The organism is Thermus oshimai DSM 12092 (assembly GCF_000373145.1).
Classification (GTDB): Bacteria; Deinococcota; Deinococci; order Deinococcales; family Thermaceae; genus Thermus; species Thermus oshimai.
This window is the reverse complement of sequence record NZ_KB890603.1, coordinates 17,558-33,062: the sequence shown is the minus strand read 5'-3', so window position 1 is coordinate 33,062 and position 15,505 is coordinate 17,558. Positions and strand designations below refer to the sequence as shown.

Sequence of the window (15,505 nt, the reverse complement as noted above, 5' to 3'; positions counted from 1 at the left end):
AGGGCGCGTATCCGGGCCTCGAGGGCTTGCTTTGACCCAAGGGGCCTCCTCGAGGGGGCCCGGAATATCTCACTATACCACGAGGGGGCTATTTCCGGAAGAACCCCTTGAGCCTCTCCCAAAACCCCTCGGGGGCCACCTCCTCCCCCACCTCCTCCGCGTAGGCCCTTAGGAGCTTTTGCGCCTTCGGGGAGAGCTTTCTCGGCACGGAAAGCTCCACCACCACCCTCAAGGCCCCCCGCCCCCGCCCGTGGGGGTAGGGGAGGCCCTGGCCCTCCAGGACGAAGACCTCCCCGTGGCCGGTGCCCGGGGGGAGGTCCAGGGGAATGGGGCCCTCGAGGCCCGGCACCTCCACCCGGACGCCTAGGGCGGCCTGGGCCAGGCCGATCTTGAGGCGGTACACCAGGTCGGCCCCCTCCCGCTCCAGCGTGGGGTGGGGCCGCACCTTGAGGCGGACGTAGAGGTCCCCGGGGCCCCCAGGGGCCAGGTTGCCGTACCCCGGGACCCTCAAAAGGTGCCCCTCGTCCATCCCCGGAGGGATCCGCACCGTAAGCCTTTCCTCCCGGGCCACCCGCCCCCGGCCGTGGCAGGTGGGGCAGGCCTCCTTCAAGAGGAACCCCTGGCCCCGGCAGTGGGGGCAGGCCGAGCGCTGGAGGAGGGTGCCGAAGAACCCCCGGCGGTAGGTCTCCACCACCCCCTGCCCCCCGCAGGTGGGGCAGGGGGTCCGTTGCCCCCCCTGGCCCCCGCAGGCCTCGCAGGGCACCAGACGGGCGTAGGCCACCTCCACCTCCTTTCCGTGGAGGAGGTCTTGGAGCTCCACCTCCGCCTGGACCTCCAGGTCCTCCCCCCTGGGGGCCTGGCGGGCGGGGCGGAAGCCGAAGACCTGGCCGAAGAGGTCAAAGAGGTCCTCCATCCTAAGCTCCGGCTCCCCCAGAAGCCCCCGGTCGTACTGGGCCCGCCTTTCGGGGTCGGAGAGGACCGCGTAGGCCTCGTTGATCTCCTTAAAGCGCTCCTCCGCCGCCTTATCCCCCGGGTTGCGGTCGGGGTGGTACTTGAGGGCCAGCTGGCGGTAGGCCCGCTTGATCTCCTCCTGGGTGGCCTCCCGGCTCACCCCCAGGATGGCGTAGTAGTCCTTCATCCCCACCTAGCACTTTACAAGCTTCCCCCCCTTCTGCTAGAGTGGGCCCCAATGAGGCTCCTGCGAGCTATCCGGTAGGGGGCCCCTTCCTTCGGGAAGGGCCCCCCCGGTCTTGGCCGCGGGGGCCTCGCTTTTTGGAGGCCAAGATGCTGCTCCTCACCCCCGGACCCACCCCCATCCCGGAACGCGTGCAGAAAGCCCTTCTGCGCCCCATGCGGGGCCATCTGGACCCCGAGGTCCTCGCCGTCAACCGCGCCATCCAGAAGCGCCTCAGAACCCTCTTCGGCGCGCCGGAGGGGGCGCTTTTGGCCGCTCTTGCGGGTTCAGGGAGCCTGGGCATGGAGGCGGGGCTCGCCAACCTGGACGCTGGTCCCGTGCTCGTCCTGGTGAACGGGGCCTTTTCCGCCCGTATGGCGGAGATGGCCAGGCTCCACGGCCTGGACCCCACCGTCTTGGAGTTCCCCCCCGGAGAGCCCGTGGACCCCGAGCGGGTGGCCCGGGCCTTGAAGGCCAAGCCCTACCGCATGGTGGCCATGGTGCACGGGGAGACCAGCACCGGGGTCCTGAACCCCGCGGAGGCGGTGGGCGCCCTGGCCAAGGAGGCCGGGGCGCTTTTTTACCTGGATGCGGTGACCACCCTGGGCATGCTCCCCTTCTCCATGGAGGCCATGGGGGTGGACTACGCCTTCACGGGCAGCCAAAAGTGCCTCTCCGCCCCTCCGGGGCTGGCCCCCATCGCCGCCTCGCCCGAGGCCCGGAAGGCCTTTCAGGCCAAGCGGGGCTGGTACCTGGACCTGGAGCGGGTGGCGGAGCACTGGGAGCGGGGGGGGTACCACCACACCACCCCGGTCCTCCTGCACTTCGCCCTCCTCGAGGCCCTGGACCTGGCCCTGGAGGAGGGGATCCCCGCGCGGGCCAAGCGGGCCCAGGAGACCTACGCCTGGCTTTTGGGCGAGCTTTCCGCAAGGGGCTTCCGCCCCTACCCCAAGGGGAGCCCCCTGCCCACGGTCCTGGTGGTGCGCCCCCCCGAGGGGGTGGAGGCGGACCGGCTGGTGAAGGCCCTCTACGGGGAGGGGGTGGCGGTGGCCGGGGGCATCGGCCCCACCCGGGGGCAGGTGCTGAGGCTCGGCCTCATGGGGGAGGGGGCGCGCCGGGCCCCTTACGAGGCCTTCTTGAAGGCCCTGGACCGCGTCCTAGCCCTGGCGTAGGAAGAAGTGGCCGTAGACCAGGGCCAGGGCCATGCGGTAGAGGGCGAAGGGGGTAAACCCCACGCGCTCCACCAGGGCCAAAAGGGCCCGCACGGTGAAGAGGGCGGTGATCAGGGCGGAAAAGAAGCCCAGGCCTAAGAGCCCCCACCCTCCTTCCGGAACCTGGGGGGCGCTTTTTAGCAGGTCGTACCCCACGGCGATGAGCATGGTGGGGAGGGCCAGGAGGAAGCTGAACTCCGCCGCCCCCTTCCGGCTTAAGCCCACGAGGAGCCCCCCCAGGATGGTGGCCCCGCTCCGGCTGGTGCCGGGGATGAGGGCGGCCAGGCCCTGGAAGAAGCCGATGAGGAGGAGCCCCCCCAAAGGCACCTCCAGGGCATCCTGGTAGCGGGCCCTTTGGGCCAAGCGGTCTGCCAGGAGGAGCACGAGCCCCACCCCGAACAGGGCCAGGACCACCACCCGGTCGTCCCCCAGGATCTCCCCCTTGATGAGGGGGTAGAGGAGAAAGCCCATGGCCCCGGTGGGCAGGAAGGCCACCCCCACCCTGAGCCAAAGGGCCTGGTCCTTTAGGAAGCGGCGGCCGTAGAGGAGGAGGATGGCCAGGATGGCCCCCAGCTGGATGGCGATGAGGAAGGTCTTTAAGAAGGCGTCCTCCTCCACGGGCAGGCCCAGGAGGTGGAAGAGGAGGGTGAGGTGGCCGGTGGAGGAGACGGGCAAAAACTCCGTTAGGCCCTCCACCACCCCGAGGAGGAGGGCTTCCCAAGCGCTCATGGGGCCCATGCTACCATGGGCCTTGTGGAGGTCTCCGTCCTCATCCCCGCCGCCGGGGAGGGCCAGCGCTTGGGCCTAGGCCCCAAGGCGTTCCTAAAGGTGGGGGGGAAGACCCTTTTGGAGTGGACCCTTTCCGCCTTCCAGGAGGCGGCGGAGGTCCTGGTGGCCCTGCCCCCCGGGGTCGAGCCCCCTAGAGGCCTGAGGGCGGTCTTCCTGGAAGGGGGGCCCACCCGCCAGGCCTCCGTGGCCCGCCTCCTACAGGCGGCAAGCCTCCCCCTGGTCCTGGTGCACGACGTGGCCCGGCCCTTCGTGAGCCGCGCTTTGGTGGAGCGGGTCCTCTCCGCCACCCGGGCCCAGGGGGCCGCGGTGCCCGTCCTTCCCCTCCCCGACACCCTCATCCGCCCCGAGGGGGAGGCCTACGGGGAGGTGGTGCCCCGGGAGGCCCTGCGCCAGGTCCAGACCCCCCAGGGCTTCTTCACCGCCCTCCTACGGGAGGCCCACGCCTACGCGGAGAAGAAGGCCCTTTCCGCCACGGACGACGCCCAGCTGGTGCGCGCCCTGGGCTACCCCGTGGCCCTGGTGGAGGGGGAGCGGGCGGCCTTCAAGATCACCTACCCCGAAGACCTCCTCCTGGCGGAGGCCTTGGCCCGGGTATGGAGCGCGTAGCGGTGGGCAAGGTCAACCTGGGGCTTTCCCTATTGGGAAGGCGGCCCGACGGCTACCACGAGCTCCACACCCTCTTCGCCGCCCTTTCCTTCGGGGACCGGCTCCTTTTGGAGCCCATCCCCGAGGGCATCCAGTTCCGGGGGCGCTACGGCCGCAGGAACCTGGCCTACCGGGCGGCGGAGGCCTACCTGGAGGCCGCGGGCTGGCCTGGGGGGGTGCGCATCGTTCTGGAGAAGGCCCTTCCCGAGGGGGCGGGGCTTGGGGGAGGGAGTTCGGACGCGGCCCAGGTCCTCCTGGCCCTAAAGGAGCTTTACCCCAAGGAGGTGGACCTCGAGGCCCTGGCCCTCTCCCTGGGGGCCGATGTCCCCTTCTTCCTCCGGGGCGGGGTGGCCGAGGGCCGGGGGGTGGGGGAGCGGCTTAGGCCCCTCGCCCTTCCCCCCTTGCCCGTGGTGGTCTTCGCCCCGGGGGTCCGCCTCCCCACCCCCAGGGTGTACGGGGAGGTGAAGCCCCACGACTTCGCCCCTGAGCTCCCGGTGGAGGAGATCGTGAGGGCCCTGGAAGGGGGAGAGGAGCCCCCCTACTGGAATAGCCTGGAAGGCCCCGCCTTCCGCCTCCACCCGGAGCTTAAGGAGGTGAAGGCCAGGCTCAAGGCCCTGGGGCTAAGGGGGGTGCTCCTTTCCGGTTCGGGGAGCGCCTTCTTCGGCCTGGCGGAGGACGAGGCCCACGCGGAGCGGGCGGCCCGGGCCCTCCGGTATCATGGGTTTGCCCGGGCGGGCTGGCTTGGGGGTGGGTATGGATCGCTTGGAGGCCTTGCTGGGGCCAAGACAGGAGCTTCTTCATGAGATACAGGCCCTGCCCATCCGCTGGGACCGGGAGCGGTTCCTCTTCTGGCTGAAGCAGGACTACCCCTTCGTGGAGGCCCTCTACCGTTACCTGGTGGGCCTTCTCTCCGAGGCGCCCCAGGCCCACCGCCCCCCCTTGGTCCATGCTCTTTTGGCCACGGTGGAGGAGCTGGACTGGCTTCTTTCCCAAGGGGCAAGCCCAGGGGATCCCGTCCACCCCGTGCGCCGGGCCTACATCGACCTCCTGGAGGAGATGGGGGGGCTCCCTTATCCCTACCGCCTGGTCCTCTTTTACTTCCTAAACCGGCTTTTCCTCGAGGCCTGGAACGCCCACGTCCAGGGGGAAGGCCCCTGGCAGGAGCTTTCCGAGCACTGGTCGGCCCCCGAGTTCCAGGCGGTGCTCTTTGACCTGGAGGTCCTGGCCCAGGGCCTGCTTTCCCAGCTGGACCCCACCCTTCTCCAGGGCTACCTCCTCCGCATCCTGGAGATGGAGAAGGCCACCTGGAGCCTCCTTTTGTGAAACGTATGGGGCCCCCGCCGAAGCGGAAGCCCTAGTTGAGCTCCTCGCCCCAGGCGTCCTCAAACAGGCGCTTGGCCTCCTGGAGGGTGATCTCCAGGGTCTGGGCCACCTCCTCGGCCAGGAGGTAAATGGCCCGCCGCAGGGCTTGGCGGTCCAGGTCGGGCAGGCCCCGTTCCAGCTCCCAGGCCCTGAGCTGCCCCGCCATCTGGGCGATGCGGTAGGGGTTGCCGTCCGCCAGGATCTCGCTGGTCTTGCGGTGGCGGGCGGCCCACTGCTTGGGGAGGGGCATGCGGCCGTTTTTAAGGAGGTCCAGGATGACCGGGACCTCCTCGGGGCTCAAGGCCTTGCGCATGCCCACGCTTTGGGGGGCTTCCACGGGTACGTAGGCCTTGGAGCGGGAGCCGGGGAAGTCCACCTGGTAGTAGGATCGGCTCACGCCGCTGACGCTCCTTTGGGCGATGCCGGCCACCACGCCTACCCCGTAAGGGGGTAGGACCACCTTGTCCCCGGGACGGAACTCTTTCACGGCGCCACTCCTTTCCGGAGCACCAGAAGGAGGTGCTCCATGTAGGCTTCGGTTTCCAGCTGGGGGCTGCACCCCAGGGCCGCGATCACGGCGGCGGTGGGGCGGGGGGAGAGCTCGGGCCGCACCGCCCCCTCCTCCTGGCCGCTCCGGATGAGCTCCTCCAGGAGGTGGAGGTAGTGCTCGTGGAGGCCCTTGAGCCAGGGGGTGGGGTCCTCCATGGCCTCCCGGGCCACCGCGGCCCAGAGCCCCCGCCACTCGTCTATCCAGGCCAGGCGCTTCTGCAAGAGGGCCTCGAGGCGAAGAAAAAAGGGCGCCTTCCGGCGCACCTCCTCTTCCACCTCGCGGTAAAAAGCCCAGGTTCGCTCCTCCACCAGGGCCTTTAGGAGGTCCTTTTTGTCGCGGAAATAGAGGTAGATGGTGCCCTTGCCCACCTCCGCTCTCCGGGCCACCTCCTCCATCTTGAGCCCGGAAAGCCCCCGCTCCCGGAGGACGGCCAAGGTGGCCTCGAGGATGGCCCTCTTCTTTTCCTTGGCAAGCGCCCCCGAGGGGGATACCGTCGCGGCCACGACCCCCAGTTTACCACAGGCCCCTTTCCCTTTCATGAGGAAGGCGCTACCCTAAAGGGTATAGGAGGTGAACATGCGCCAGGGCTTCTTCGCCTTGCTCACCGCCGATCCCCTCCGGGGCGCCCTTCGCCGGGTGGAGGCCCGCCTTTTGGAGGAGGCCCGGGGGGAAGCCCTCTTCCTCGTCCCCTACCCCTTGAGGGACCTGGCCGAGGCCTGGCGCCTGGTCTACCGGGACCTGGGCCTTAAGCGGGGCCGGGTCCTCTACCTGAGGCGGCGGGAGGAGGCCTTTGACCCGGAGGTGGCGGGCCAGGTGGCCCAAAGCCCCCTGGTCCTCCTGGCCGCAGAGGGCCTGCCGGAGTTTTTGGATCTCATCCGGGAGAGCCTCCTCCTCCAGGCCCTCCTGGAGGTCCACCGAAAGGGGGGCGGGGTGGTGGCCCTGGGGGAGGCCGCGGGGCTTTTAGGGGAGGCCGCCTTTTACGCCCTGGAAGGGGAGGTTCGGGCCCGGCTGGGTCTCGCCCTCCTTAAAGGCCTCGCCCTCCTGCCCAAGGTGGAGGAGCGGGGCCGCTTTCTCGCCCTCTCCCGCCTGGTGGCGGACAACCCCGACCTGGTGGGCCTGGGCCTCTTGGAAAACACCGCCCTCCGCCTCCTTAGGGGCCTAGGGGAGGTCTGGGCCGGGGAGGTGACCCTGGTGGACGCCGGGGGGGCGGAGTTCACCCACCGGGGGGTGAAGGGCCTCCGGGTGGACGTTCTTTCGGAGGGCGAACGCTTCCTCCTGCCCGGGCTAGACTAGGGGCATGCCTTCCGGCCGCGTTCACGAGGCCATCAACCTCACGGTCCTGGGGGCCCTGGCCCTCCTGGGTGTGGAAACGCAGGGCCCGGTCTTCTGGGAAGACCCCCGCCTCCTCCCCTTCGCCCTGGGCTACCTGGGGGGCACCTTCCTCCTAAGCCCGGACCTGGACCTGGCGGAAAAGGGGGTAAGGGCCAGCCGCCGCTGGGGGGTTTTGGGGCTTCTCTGGCGCCCTTACGGCTGGCTTTTCCGCCACCGGGGGCTTTCCCACACCTGGGTCCTGGGCCCCCTCACCCGGTTGGGGTACCTGGCCTTCCTCCTCGCCCTCCTGTATGGCCTCCTCCAGGGGGTTTCCCTCCTCCTTGGGGCCTCCTGGACCCTGGCCCTTCCCCCCTGGCCGGAGGAGGCCCTCTGGGCGGCCCTTTTCGGCTACTACCTTTCCCAGTGGCTCCACCTCATCGCCGACGGCATCTTTCCCGACCACGACCTGAAGCGCTTGAGGCGGCCAAGGTGAGGCGGTTTACACACTCCGGCAGGATCGCTATGCCAGCATGGGGTATGCGGCTCTTAAAGTTCGGCCTTTTGGGGCTGGCCCTCCTCCTTCCCGCCCTGGCGGTGAAGCTGGGGGACCCCTTGCCCCCCTTTGCCCTGGTGGACCCCAAGGGGCAGGAGGTGACCCCGGCCACCCTGAAAAAGCCCGCGGTCATCGTCTTCTGGGCCAGCTGGTGCCCGGTCTGCCGGGCGGAGTTCCCCACCCTGCACAAGGTGGCCGAGGAAACGGGCGTGCCCTTCTACGTCATCAGCCGCGAGCCCAAGGACACCCGGGAGGTGGTCCTGGAGTACATGAAGGCTTACCCCCGGTTCATCCCCCTCCTCGCCGGAAAGGACAAGCCCCACGAGGTGGCGAACCGCTTCCGGGTCACGGGCCAGCCCTGGACCTTCGTGGTGGATGGGGAGGGGCGGGTGGCGGCGGTCTTCGCCGGCCGGGCCGGACGGGAGGCCCTGCTAGACGCCCTGCTCCTCGCCGGGGTGGACCTCCCATAGCTCCGCCCGCCGGGCCTCCCCCAGGGGGGTGAGGGTGAGGAGGAAGTCCGCCCCCATCTCCGGCGCCCCCCACTCCAAGAGGACCAGCCTGGCCCCCTCCCGGGCGGCCTCCAGGAGGGGGACGAGGGCCCGGGGGTCCTTTAGGCGGTAGAGGTCCGCGTGGACCACCTCCCCTTCCGGGGTGGGGTAGTGGTGGATGAGGGTGTAGGTGGGGCTGGTGACCCGGCCCCTAAAGCCCAAGGCCTCCGCCAGGAAGCGCACCAGGGTGGTCTTCCCCGCCCCCAAGGGGCCCTGTAGGGCCACCACCGCCCCCGGGGGGAGGAGGGGGAGGAGGGCTTGGGCCAGGGCCTGGGTGTCCTCGAGGCCCACCAGGGTTCGCTCCAGAAGCTTCCGCATAAGGAAAAAAGGCCCCGAAGGGCCTTCTGGTGCCGGGAGCGGGACTTGAACCCGCACGCCCTTGCGGGCACCACCCCCTCAAGATGGCGTGTCTACCAAGTTCCACCATCCCGGCAGGGCGCGCCTCAGCGCGTAGCTCAGTTTAGCAAACCCCCCGCCTTTGTCAAGGCGGGGGGTTTGGGACATTTGTCCCTAACCTTTTGGTGTAGTGTACCCCTGAGCGATAAGCCAACAGGGGTGTGTGGCGCCGGGTTCCCAAGGTTTTCTTATGAGACTTCGCCCCCTCCTTGATTGAACCCCAGAGGCCGCCCCCCTAGGCTTAGCCCCTAAGGCCGGAGGTGGCATGAGGCGAAGAAACCGCTGGGTCAAGACGCTCTTTTGGGGCTCGGTGCTGGGGGTGTTCGCCCTTCTCCTGGTGGTCTTCTCCGGGGTGGCGGTGGGGGCCTTTGAGCAGCGCACCCTTCCCGTGGAGCAGCCCGTGCCCTTCAGCCACGCCTTCCACGCGGGTGGGCTTGGGCTTTCCTGCCGCTACTGCCACCCCTCGGTGGAGCGGGCCGCCTACGCGGGCCTTCCCCCCACGGAGACCTGCATGACCTGCCACACCTTCATCAAGCCCGACAGCCCCAACCTGGCCCCCGTGCGCAGGAGCTGGGAGACGGGGGAGCCCATCCGGTGGAACCGGGTCATCAACCTCCCGGACTTCGTCTACTTCCACCACGGGGCCCACGTGGCCAAGGGGGTGGGGTGCGCGGAGTGCCACGGCCGGGTGGACCAGATGCAGGTGGTCTACCAACCCCAGGCCTTCACCATGAAGTTCTGCCTGGACTGCCACCGCAACCCCGAGGCGCGCTTACGGCCCAAGGAGCAGGTCTTCAACCTGGCCTACCGGCCGGACCCCGCCCTGGGCGAGAAGCTGAAGGAGATCTACCACATCCGGCCCCCCATGGAGCTGGAAAGCTGCAACACCTGCCACCGCTAGGAGGAGGCATGAAGGCACGACGCGGGTTTGAAGAGGCGCTGGAAAACACCCTTTTTCGCGAGGAGTTTCCCTTTGGGGCCGTGACCCGGCGGGGCTTCTTGGCCCTGGGCCTCGCCTCCTTGGCGGCCTGCACCCCCAACGTACGGCGCAAGGGGGTGCCCTTCGTGCGGCAGCCGGAGTGGGTGGTGGAGGGCGGGCGGGCGGAGTACGTGGCCGCCCCGCCCCACGCGGGCTTTGCCGAACCCGTGCTGGTGCGCACCTACCAGGAAAGGCCCCTCTTCATGGCTCCCCTTGCCGAGGCCATGAGCCCCTACCCCCTGGCCGGGCTCTACGCCCTGTACGACCCCGCCCGCAAGGGGAAGGCCCCGGACTGGGAGGGGTTTTTCGCCGCCTGGCGGAGGGCTTTGGCCGAGGGGGAGACCCTCCTCGTCCTCCCCCGGGTGACCTCCCCCCGCCTCGAGGCCCTCCTGGAGCGGGCTCAAAGGCGCTTTCCCAACCTTAGGCCCCTCTACTTTGAGGCCTGGAGCCTGGAGAACGTCTACCTGGGGGCGGAGCTCCTCTTTGGGCGGCGGGCCTGGCCGGTCTACCGCCCCGAGGCGGCGGAGACCGTGCTCCTCCTGGACCTGGACCTCCACGAGCACCCCGCGGGCTACGCCCTCTGGGGGGCCCTGGCCAAGCGGCGCGTCCCCCCCATGAACCGCATCTACGCGGTGGAAAGCGGGGCAAGCCTCCTTGGAACCATGGCCGACCACCGCCTGGCCCTGAAGCCCTCCGGGGTGGAGGCCTTCCTCCGGGCCCTGGCCCAGGCCCTGGGGATCCTCCCCGGCTCGCCCCCTTCGGACTACGGGGGCTTCCTCCCCGCCCTGGCGGAGGACCTGGAGCGGGGAGGGCTCCTCCTCCCTGGGGTCCACCTCTCCCCCGGGGCCCAGGCCCTGGCCATGGCGGTGAACGCCCGGCTCCAGGCCCCCGTGGCCTACGTGGAGCCCCCGGAGCGGGTGGCCGCCACCCCCCGGGCCTGGGCGGAGGCCCAGGAGGCCCCCCGGGTGGTCTGGGCCGCGGAGGGGCCGGAGCCGGACCTAAAGGGCAAGGCCTTCGCCGCCCGCCTCAGCCTCTACCCCCGCTCGGCCCCCTACAGCCTCCCCCTGGCCCACCCCCTGGAGACCACCCAGCAGGCCCGGGACGCCTTTGGGCGGCTTTGGCTTTCCCAGGGCCTCCTCCTGCCCCTTTGGGGAGGGAAGGGCCTGGAGGAGGTCCTGGCCGGGCTTCTTGGGGAGGAGCTTCCCGCCTACACCCCGGAGGAGAAGCGGGCCCTGGCGGAGGGAAGGCCCCTGGAGGAGGCCCGGCCCTTGGCCCTAACCCCAAGGCCGGGCCTGGAGGGCCGCCTACCCCCGCCCCCGGAGGAGGCCCCCCTGGAGCTCACCCTCCGCCCGGACGCGGGCCTCTACGACGGCCGCTACCGGGAAAACCCCTACCTGCAGGAGCTCCCCCGTCCCCTCACCCGCCTGGTCTGGGACGGGGCCCTGCTCCTTTCGGAAAAGGACGCGGAGGGCCTGGGCCTCCTGGAAGGGGTGCGGGCCCGGGAGCGCAAGGGGGATGGGCGCCGCCCCCTCCTTAGGGTGAAGGCGGAGGGCAAGGAGGGGCTTCTCCCCCTTTGGGTGGAGCCCGCCCTCCCTGCGGGGAGCGCGGTGGCCTCGTTGGCCCACCTCTTCCTTCCGGGCGCGGGGCCTTACGGGGTGGAGCTGGAGGCCACCGGCCGGGACTACCCCCTGGTCTCCACCCAGTACCACGGGCACCTGGGGGAGGTGGAGGCGGTCCGGGTCATGGGGGAGGAGGAGGCCCTTAAGGCCGAGGCCCACGGGGAAAAGCACATCTCCTTCTACCCCCCCTGGCCGGAGGGGGAGCACGCCTGGGCCATGAGCGTGGACTTAAGCCGCTGCCTGGGGTGTGGGCTTTGCACCCTGGCCTGCCAGGTGGAGAACAACATCCCCGTGGTGGGCAAGGAGGAGGTGGCCAAGGGGCGGGAGATGCACTGGATCCGCATAGACCGCTACTACTCGGAAGAGGGGGTCCTCCACCAGCCCGTGATGTGCCAGCACTGCGAGAAGGCCCCCTGCGAGGCGGTCTGCCCCGTGGCGGCCACGGAGCACTCCCCCGAGGGCCTGAACCTCATGGTCTACAACCGCTGCGTGGGCACCAAGTACTGCTCCGCCAACTGCCCCTACAAGGCCCGGCGCTTTAACTTCTTCTCCTACGGGGAGGCCTTCGTGGGGAAGGGGGACCCCCGCAAGGCCAAGGAAAGCCCCTTAGCCCTCCTCATGAACCCCGAGGTCACGGTGCGGAGCCGCGGGGTTATGGAGAAGTGCACCTACTGCGTCCAGCGCATTGAGCAGGCCCGGGCCCAGGCGGCGGTGGAGGGCCGGGCCCTGCGCACCGGGGAGATCCGCACCGCCTGCCAGGAGGTCTGCCCGGGGAAGGCCATCCACTTCGGCGACCTCAAGGACCCGGAAGACCCCATCCAGGCCCACCGCAAGGAGGGCCGCCACTACTTCCTGCTGGAGGAGGCCAACACCTGGCCCCGCACCGGCTACCTGGCCCACCTGAAGAACAAGAACCCCAAGCTGGAGGCGAACCATGGCTAAGGAACCCCACCCCGACCGGGACCTCATCCAAGGGGAGTGGACGGAAAAGAGCTTGGTGGAAAAGCTCCTGGAGCCGGTGGAGAAGCCCACCCCCAGGCCCTGGAGGGTGGTCCTGGCGGTGGGGGCGGCCCTCACCCTGGCCTGGCTCTACGCCCTCTTCGTCACCCTAACCCGGGGCCTCGGCACCTGGGGCATCAACCAGCCCGTGGCCTGGGGGTTTGACATCGTCCACTTCGTCTGGTGGATCGGCATCGGCCACGCGGGCACCCTCATCAGCGCCATCCTGGTCCTCATGCGCCAGAACTGGCGGGACTCCCTAAACCGGGTCACGGAGGCCATGACCCTCTTCGCCGTTCTCGCCGCGGCCACCTACCCCCTCATCCACATGGGGCGCCCGCAGCTCTTCTACTGGGTCATGCCCTACCCCACCCACATGGCCCTCTGGCCCCAGTACAAGAGCCCCCTCTCCTGGGACGTGCTGGCCATCATGACCTACCTCACCATCTCCACCCTCTTCCTCTACCTGGGCCTCATCCCCGACCTGGCCCTCCTAAGGGAGAGGAGCCAGGGCTGGCGCCGGAAGCTCTACGGCTGGCTCTCCTTGGGCTGGACGGGGAACGCGGTGCACTGGCAGCGCTACCGGGCGGTCTACGTCCTCCTGGCGGGCCTCGCCACCCCGGTGGTCATCAGCGTGCACTCCGTGGTGAGCATGGACTTCGCCTACGGCATCGTCCCCGGCTGGCACCTCACGGTCTTCCCCCCCTTCTTCGCCGCGGGGGCCATCTACTCGGGTTTCGCCATGGCCCTCACCCTCATCATCCCCTTAAGGAGGTGGTACCGGCTGGAGGGGGTGATCACCGAGCGCCACCTGGACTGGATGGCCAAGGTGACCCTGGCCTCGGGGCTGGGGGTGGCCTACATCTACCTCTTGGAGATCTTCATCGCCTGGTACTCCGCGGAGCCTGCGGAGTGGGCCCAGCAGCTTTGGCGCATGACCGGGCCCTACGCCCCCTACTACTGGGCCATGATGCTCATCAACGTGGTCCTGCTCCAGACCCTGTGGTTCCCCCGCTTCCGCCACAACCTTACCTGGCTTTTCGTCTTCTCCATCCTGGCCAACGTGGGCATGTGGCTGGAGCGCTTCGTCATCGTGGTCATCAGCCTCTCCCGGGATTTCCTTCCCGGAAACGCCCAGCTCTACTTCCCCACCTGGGTGGACTGGACCCTTTTCCTGGGCACCCTTGGGTTCTTCCTCTTTGGCCTGGCCCTCTTCATCCGCATCTTCCCCCCCATCGCCGTGGCGGAGATGGTGCACCTCTTCCACAAGCTCAGGCACTAGGAGGGGCGTATGCTCTACGGACTCATGGCCTACTTTGACTCGCCGGAGAAGCTCCTAAAGGCCCTAAGGGCCCTCAAGGGGGCGGGGTACCGGCGCCTCGAGGCTCTCACCCCGAACCCCGTGGACGGGATAGAGGAGGTCCTGGGGGGGGACGGGCGCATCCCCTGGATCGCCTTCCTCCTGGGGGTCTTGGGGGCGGGGCTGGGGCTTTTCCTCCAGGTCTACACCACCCTGGACTACCCCCACAACGCCGGGGGTAAGCCCCTTCTGGGCTGGCCCGCCTTCATCCCCGTGACCTTTGAGCTCACCATCCTCACCATCACCGTGGGGATCTTCCTGGTCCTCCTCTACCTCAACGGCCTCCCCCTGGCCGACCACCCCGCGGTGCGGGCTAAGGAATACGTGCGGGTCCTTTTGGACGAGTATGGGGTCTTCGTCTTCGCCTCCGACCCCCGGTTTGACCCCGAGCGCACCCGGGCGGAGCTTTTGGCCCTGGGGGCGGAGGTGGAGGAGGTGCGGCGTGATTAGGTTCCTCCCTTTGCTCTTCCTCCTTTCCGCCTGCGGCTGGATGTGGGACCAGCCCAAGGTGAAGGCCTTCCGGGAAGCGCCGGTGGAGGTGGCCCTCCCCGAGGAGCGCATCCGCTTCGGCGACAACCTGGACCTCACCGCCCGCACCGGGCTCAAGCCCGAGGGGGGGTTTGCGGAAAGCCCCTACCTCTTCGCGGAAGGGGAGCTCCTGCGGGGCAAGACCCTCTACCGGAGCTTCTGCGCCATCTGCCACGGGCTTACCGGGGAGGGGGACGGGCGGGTGATCCCCTTGGGGATGCCCAGGCCCCGCTCCTTCCTGGACCCGGCGGTGCGGGCCCAGCCCGAGGGCTACTTCTACTTCGCCGCCACCAACGGCTTTGGCCGGATGCTCTCCTATAAGGGCCGGATCCCCGAACGGGAGCGCTGGCTCATCGCCCGCTACATCAAGCGGTGCCTCGTGGAGGAGGCCTGTCCTTTGGAGGTGACCAATGCAGAGGTCTATTGAGGCGCGGCTGGGCCTTACGGGGCTTTTGGGCCTCGGCCTGTACACCCTGGGCTTTTTTGCCCCCAAGGCGGCCTACTTTCCCTTCGCGGTCTTCCTCCTCCTCTCCCTGGGGGCCCTCTTGGTCCTCCTCCTCCATAACGCCCTAAGAAGCCGCTGGGGGGTGCCCCTGGAGCCCCACCTTTACCCCCTGGCCCGGCTCCTTCCCTTCATGGGGGTTTTGGGGCTCCCCTTTTTCCTTTTCCTCCCGGAGCTTTTCCCCTGGGCGCGGCCAGGGGCAGGGCTGGACCCCATCCTGGCCCACCGGGCGCCCTACCTCAACGCCCCCTTCATGCTCCTCCGCTACCTGGCCTTCCTCCTCCTCTTCGCCTTCGTCCTAAGCCGCCTTAGGCCGGGGGAGCACCGGGCGGAGGTGGGGGCCTGGGGGCTCCCTCTGGTCTTCGCCGCGGGGACTTTCCTCTCCTACGACCTCTTCATGGCCCTCGAGGCCCACTTCTACTCCGCCTCCTTCGGGGCCATCCTCCTCCTTTCCGCGGCCCTCTTTGCCCTGGCGGTGGCCGTGGCCCTGGCCGCAAGGCGGGGGGATGCCGCCCTCATGGGCCAGGCCCAGAACCACACCAACCTCCTCCTGGCCCTCTCCATCATCTGGATCTACGTGGAGGCCACCACCCTCATCATCGTCTGGGGCGGGGACCTGCCCCACGAGGTGGAGTTCTACCTGAAACGCCTCCAGGGCCCCTGGGACGAGGTGGCCGCCGTCTGGGCGGTGGGGGGGTTCTTCCTCCCCTTCCTCTACCTCCTCACCAACCTCCCGAAGCGAAGGGCCCGCTACCTCTTCCCCGTGGCCCTTTGGATGGCCCTTTTCCGCCTGCCCCACCTGGCCTGGTACGTGCTTCCCCCCCTGGGCGGGGTAGGGGCTTGGCTCCTCCCGCCCGCCTTGGGCCTTTTCCTCCTCTTCCGGGAGCGCTTGCGCGCCTAGCGGGTCATTTGCACCTACCGTCACAAGCGCTGCCCTCCTAGCCTGGGGATAGGGGTACACGGTAGGTGTACCCGGGAG

At 69.2% G+C, this 15,505-nt stretch carries 18 protein-coding genes and 1 tRNA gene; 13 read left to right on the top strand and 6 right to left on the bottom strand.

Annotated features, from left to right (window positions below):
- Positions 1–88: 88 nt before the first annotated feature.
- The gene (locus B043_RS0102450; protein ID WP_018460823.1) at positions 89–1,138 is read right to left on the bottom strand and encodes a DnaJ C-terminal domain-containing protein; all 1,050 of its coding nucleotides are present in this window, start codon (positions 1,136–1,138) and stop codon (positions 89–91) included.
- A gap of 146 nt (positions 1,139–1,284) precedes the next feature.
- Between B043_RS0102450 and B043_RS0102445 the strand changes: the two genes are divergently transcribed.
- Positions 1,285–2,346, top strand: a complete 1,062-nt coding sequence (locus B043_RS0102445) for an aminotransferase class V-fold PLP-dependent enzyme (RefSeq protein WP_018460822.1) — start codon at positions 1,285–1,287, stop codon at positions 2,344–2,346.
- Here the strand turns inward: B043_RS0102445 and B043_RS0102440 are convergent.
- Positions 2,332–3,114, bottom strand: a complete 783-nt coding sequence (locus B043_RS0102440) for an undecaprenyl-diphosphate phosphatase (protein ID WP_483855272.1) — start codon at positions 3,112–3,114, stop codon at positions 2,332–2,334. The two genes, B043_RS0102445 and B043_RS0102440, sit on opposite strands and share 15 nt — an antisense overlap.
- A gap of 15 nt (positions 3,115–3,129) precedes the next feature.
- Between B043_RS0102440 and ispD the strand changes: the two genes are divergently transcribed.
- From ispD to B043_RS0102425, 3 genes are read left to right on the top strand one after another with little or no spacing between them, the layout of a single operon-like run.
- The gene (gene ispD / locus B043_RS0102435) at positions 3,130–3,780 is read left to right on the top strand and encodes a 2-C-methyl-D-erythritol 4-phosphate cytidylyltransferase (RefSeq protein ID WP_018460820.1); all 651 of its coding nucleotides are present in this window, start codon (positions 3,130–3,132) and stop codon (positions 3,778–3,780) included.
- A complete protein-coding gene (ispE, locus tag B043_RS0102430; RefSeq protein ID WP_018460819.1) occupies positions 3,768–4,622 on the top strand; it encodes a 4-(cytidine 5'-diphospho)-2-C-methyl-D-erythritol kinase in 855 nt (284 codons plus the stop codon). The genes ispD and ispE overlap by 13 nt, the downstream gene beginning before the upstream one ends.
- The gene (locus tag B043_RS0102425; RefSeq protein ID WP_026234090.1) at positions 4,573–5,142 is read left to right on the top strand and encodes a TenA family protein; all 570 of its coding nucleotides are present in this window, start codon (positions 4,573–4,575) and stop codon (positions 5,140–5,142) included. Before ispE ends, B043_RS0102425 begins: the two co-directional genes overlap by 50 nt.
- A gap of 31 nt (positions 5,143–5,173) precedes the next feature.
- Here B043_RS0102425 and B043_RS0102420 read toward each other — a convergent pair whose 3' ends face one another.
- Positions 5,174–5,668 carry a CarD family transcriptional regulator gene (locus B043_RS0102420; RefSeq protein ID WP_016330242.1) on the bottom strand — a complete coding sequence of 165 codons (495 nt, stop codon included), beginning with the start codon at positions 5,666–5,668 and terminating at the stop codon, positions 5,174–5,176.
- Positions 5,665–6,270, bottom strand: coding sequence for a TetR/AcrR family transcriptional regulator (locus tag B043_RS0102415; protein ID WP_018460817.1), 606 nt, complete (start codon positions 6,268–6,270; stop codon positions 5,665–5,667). Before B043_RS0102415 ends, B043_RS0102420 begins: the two co-directional genes overlap by 4 nt.
- A gap of 37 nt (positions 6,271–6,307) precedes the next feature.
- On the opposite strand from B043_RS0102415, the gene B043_RS0102410 reads away from it, so the two are divergent.
- Genes B043_RS0102410 through B043_RS0102400 form a run of 3 tightly spaced genes read left to right on the top strand, consistent with a single transcriptional unit; the run spans position 6,308 to position 8,065 of the window.
- Complete coding sequence (locus B043_RS0102410; protein ID WP_016330240.1) at positions 6,308–7,024, top strand: type 1 glutamine amidotransferase family protein; 717 nt, start codon at positions 6,308–6,310, stop codon at positions 7,022–7,024.
- A gap of 4 nt (positions 7,025–7,028) precedes the next feature.
- Positions 7,029–7,535 carry a metal-binding protein gene (locus B043_RS0102405; RefSeq protein WP_018460816.1) on the top strand — a complete coding sequence of 169 codons (507 nt, stop codon included), beginning with the start codon at positions 7,029–7,031 and terminating at the stop codon, positions 7,533–7,535.
- Between the two features lie 44 nt (positions 7,536–7,579).
- Positions 7,580–8,065 carry a TlpA family protein disulfide reductase gene (locus B043_RS0102400; RefSeq protein WP_018460815.1) on the top strand — a complete coding sequence of 162 codons (486 nt, stop codon included), beginning with the start codon at positions 7,580–7,582 and terminating at the stop codon, positions 8,063–8,065.
- On the opposite strand, the gene tsaE is transcribed toward B043_RS0102400, so the two are convergent.
- Complete coding sequence (gene tsaE / locus B043_RS0102395; protein WP_026234088.1) at positions 8,027–8,461, bottom strand: tRNA (adenosine(37)-N6)-threonylcarbamoyltransferase complex ATPase subunit type 1 TsaE; 435 nt, start codon at positions 8,459–8,461, stop codon at positions 8,027–8,029. The genes B043_RS0102400 and tsaE overlap by 39 nt on opposite strands.
- Positions 8,462–8,488: 27 nt before the next feature.
- Positions 8,489–8,576: transfer RNA gene (locus tag B043_RS0102390), tRNA-Leu, on the bottom strand.
- Positions 8,577–8,804: 228 nt separating this feature from the next.
- Here B043_RS0102390 and B043_RS0102385 point away from each other — a divergent pair.
- The 6 genes from B043_RS0102385 to B043_RS0102360 are packed head-to-tail and all read left to right on the top strand — an operon-like array spanning position 8,805 to position 15,427.
- A complete protein-coding gene (locus B043_RS0102385) occupies positions 8,805–9,440 on the top strand; it encodes a cytochrome c3 family protein (protein WP_016330236.1) in 636 nt (211 codons plus the stop codon).
- An 8-nt stretch (positions 9,441–9,448) separates the two neighbouring features.
- Positions 9,449–12,079 carry a 4Fe-4S dicluster domain-containing protein gene (locus B043_RS0102380; RefSeq protein WP_018460814.1) on the top strand — a complete coding sequence of 877 codons (2,631 nt, stop codon included), beginning with the start codon at positions 9,449–9,451 and terminating at the stop codon, positions 12,077–12,079.
- A complete protein-coding gene (nrfD, locus tag B043_RS0102375; protein WP_018460813.1) occupies positions 12,072–13,418 on the top strand; it encodes an NrfD/PsrC family molybdoenzyme membrane anchor subunit in 1,347 nt (448 codons plus the stop codon). Before B043_RS0102380 ends, nrfD begins: the two co-directional genes overlap by 8 nt.
- Before the next feature lie 9 nt (positions 13,419–13,427).
- Complete coding sequence (locus B043_RS0102370) at positions 13,428–13,946, top strand: DUF3341 domain-containing protein (RefSeq protein ID WP_018460812.1); 519 nt, start codon at positions 13,428–13,430, stop codon at positions 13,944–13,946.
- Positions 13,939–14,451: a c-type cytochrome gene (locus tag B043_RS0102365; protein ID WP_018460811.1), complete on the top strand. Its 513-nt coding sequence runs from the start codon at positions 13,939–13,941 to the stop codon at positions 14,449–14,451. The genes B043_RS0102370 and B043_RS0102365 overlap by 8 nt, the downstream gene beginning before the upstream one ends.
- The gene (locus B043_RS0102360) at positions 14,435–15,427 is read left to right on the top strand and encodes a hypothetical protein (protein ID WP_026234087.1); all 993 of its coding nucleotides are present in this window, start codon (positions 14,435–14,437) and stop codon (positions 15,425–15,427) included. Before B043_RS0102365 ends, B043_RS0102360 begins: the two co-directional genes overlap by 17 nt.
- Positions 15,428–15,505 lie beyond the last annotated feature (78 nt).

Bases quoted from the DNA above. Each gene is read 5' to 3' on its own strand.
- B043_RS0102450 (WP_018460823.1), bottom strand. From the start codon at position 1,138: ATGAAGGACTACTACGCCATCCTGGGGGTGAGCCGGGAGGCCACCCAG.
- B043_RS0102445 (WP_018460822.1), top strand. From the start codon at position 1,285: ATGCTGCTCCTCACCCCCGGACCCACCCCCATCCCGGAACGCGTGCAG.
- B043_RS0102440 (WP_483855272.1), bottom strand. From the start codon at position 3,114: ATGAGCGCTTGGGAAGCCCTCCTCCTCGGGGTGGTGGAGGGCCTAACG.
- ispD (WP_018460820.1), top strand. From the start codon at position 3,130: ATGGGCCTTGTGGAGGTCTCCGTCCTCATCCCCGCCGCCGGGGAGGGC.
- ispE (WP_018460819.1), top strand. From the start codon at position 3,768: ATGGAGCGCGTAGCGGTGGGCAAGGTCAACCTGGGGCTTTCCCTATTG.
- B043_RS0102425 (WP_026234090.1), top strand. From the start codon at position 4,573: ATGGATCGCTTGGAGGCCTTGCTGGGGCCAAGACAGGAGCTTCTTCAT.
- B043_RS0102415 (WP_018460817.1), bottom strand. From the start codon at position 6,270: ATGAAAGGGAAAGGGGCCTGTGGTAAACTGGGGGTCGTGGCCGCGACG.
- B043_RS0102410 (WP_016330240.1), top strand. From the start codon at position 6,308: ATGCGCCAGGGCTTCTTCGCCTTGCTCACCGCCGATCCCCTCCGGGGC.
- B043_RS0102405 (WP_018460816.1), top strand. From the start codon at position 7,029: ATGCCTTCCGGCCGCGTTCACGAGGCCATCAACCTCACGGTCCTGGGG.
- B043_RS0102400 (WP_018460815.1), top strand. From the start codon at position 7,580: ATGCGGCTCTTAAAGTTCGGCCTTTTGGGGCTGGCCCTCCTCCTTCCC.
- tsaE (WP_026234088.1), bottom strand. From the start codon at position 8,461: ATGCGGAAGCTTCTGGAGCGAACCCTGGTGGGCCTCGAGGACACCCAG.
- B043_RS0102385 (WP_016330236.1), top strand. From the start codon at position 8,805: ATGAGGCGAAGAAACCGCTGGGTCAAGACGCTCTTTTGGGGCTCGGTG.
- B043_RS0102380 (WP_018460814.1), top strand. From the start codon at position 9,449: ATGAAGGCACGACGCGGGTTTGAAGAGGCGCTGGAAAACACCCTTTTT.
- nrfD (WP_018460813.1), top strand. From the start codon at position 12,072: ATGGCTAAGGAACCCCACCCCGACCGGGACCTCATCCAAGGGGAGTGG.
- B043_RS0102370 (WP_018460812.1), top strand. From the start codon at position 13,428: ATGCTCTACGGACTCATGGCCTACTTTGACTCGCCGGAGAAGCTCCTA.
- B043_RS0102360 (WP_026234087.1), top strand. From the start codon at position 14,435: ATGCAGAGGTCTATTGAGGCGCGGCTGGGCCTTACGGGGCTTTTGGGC.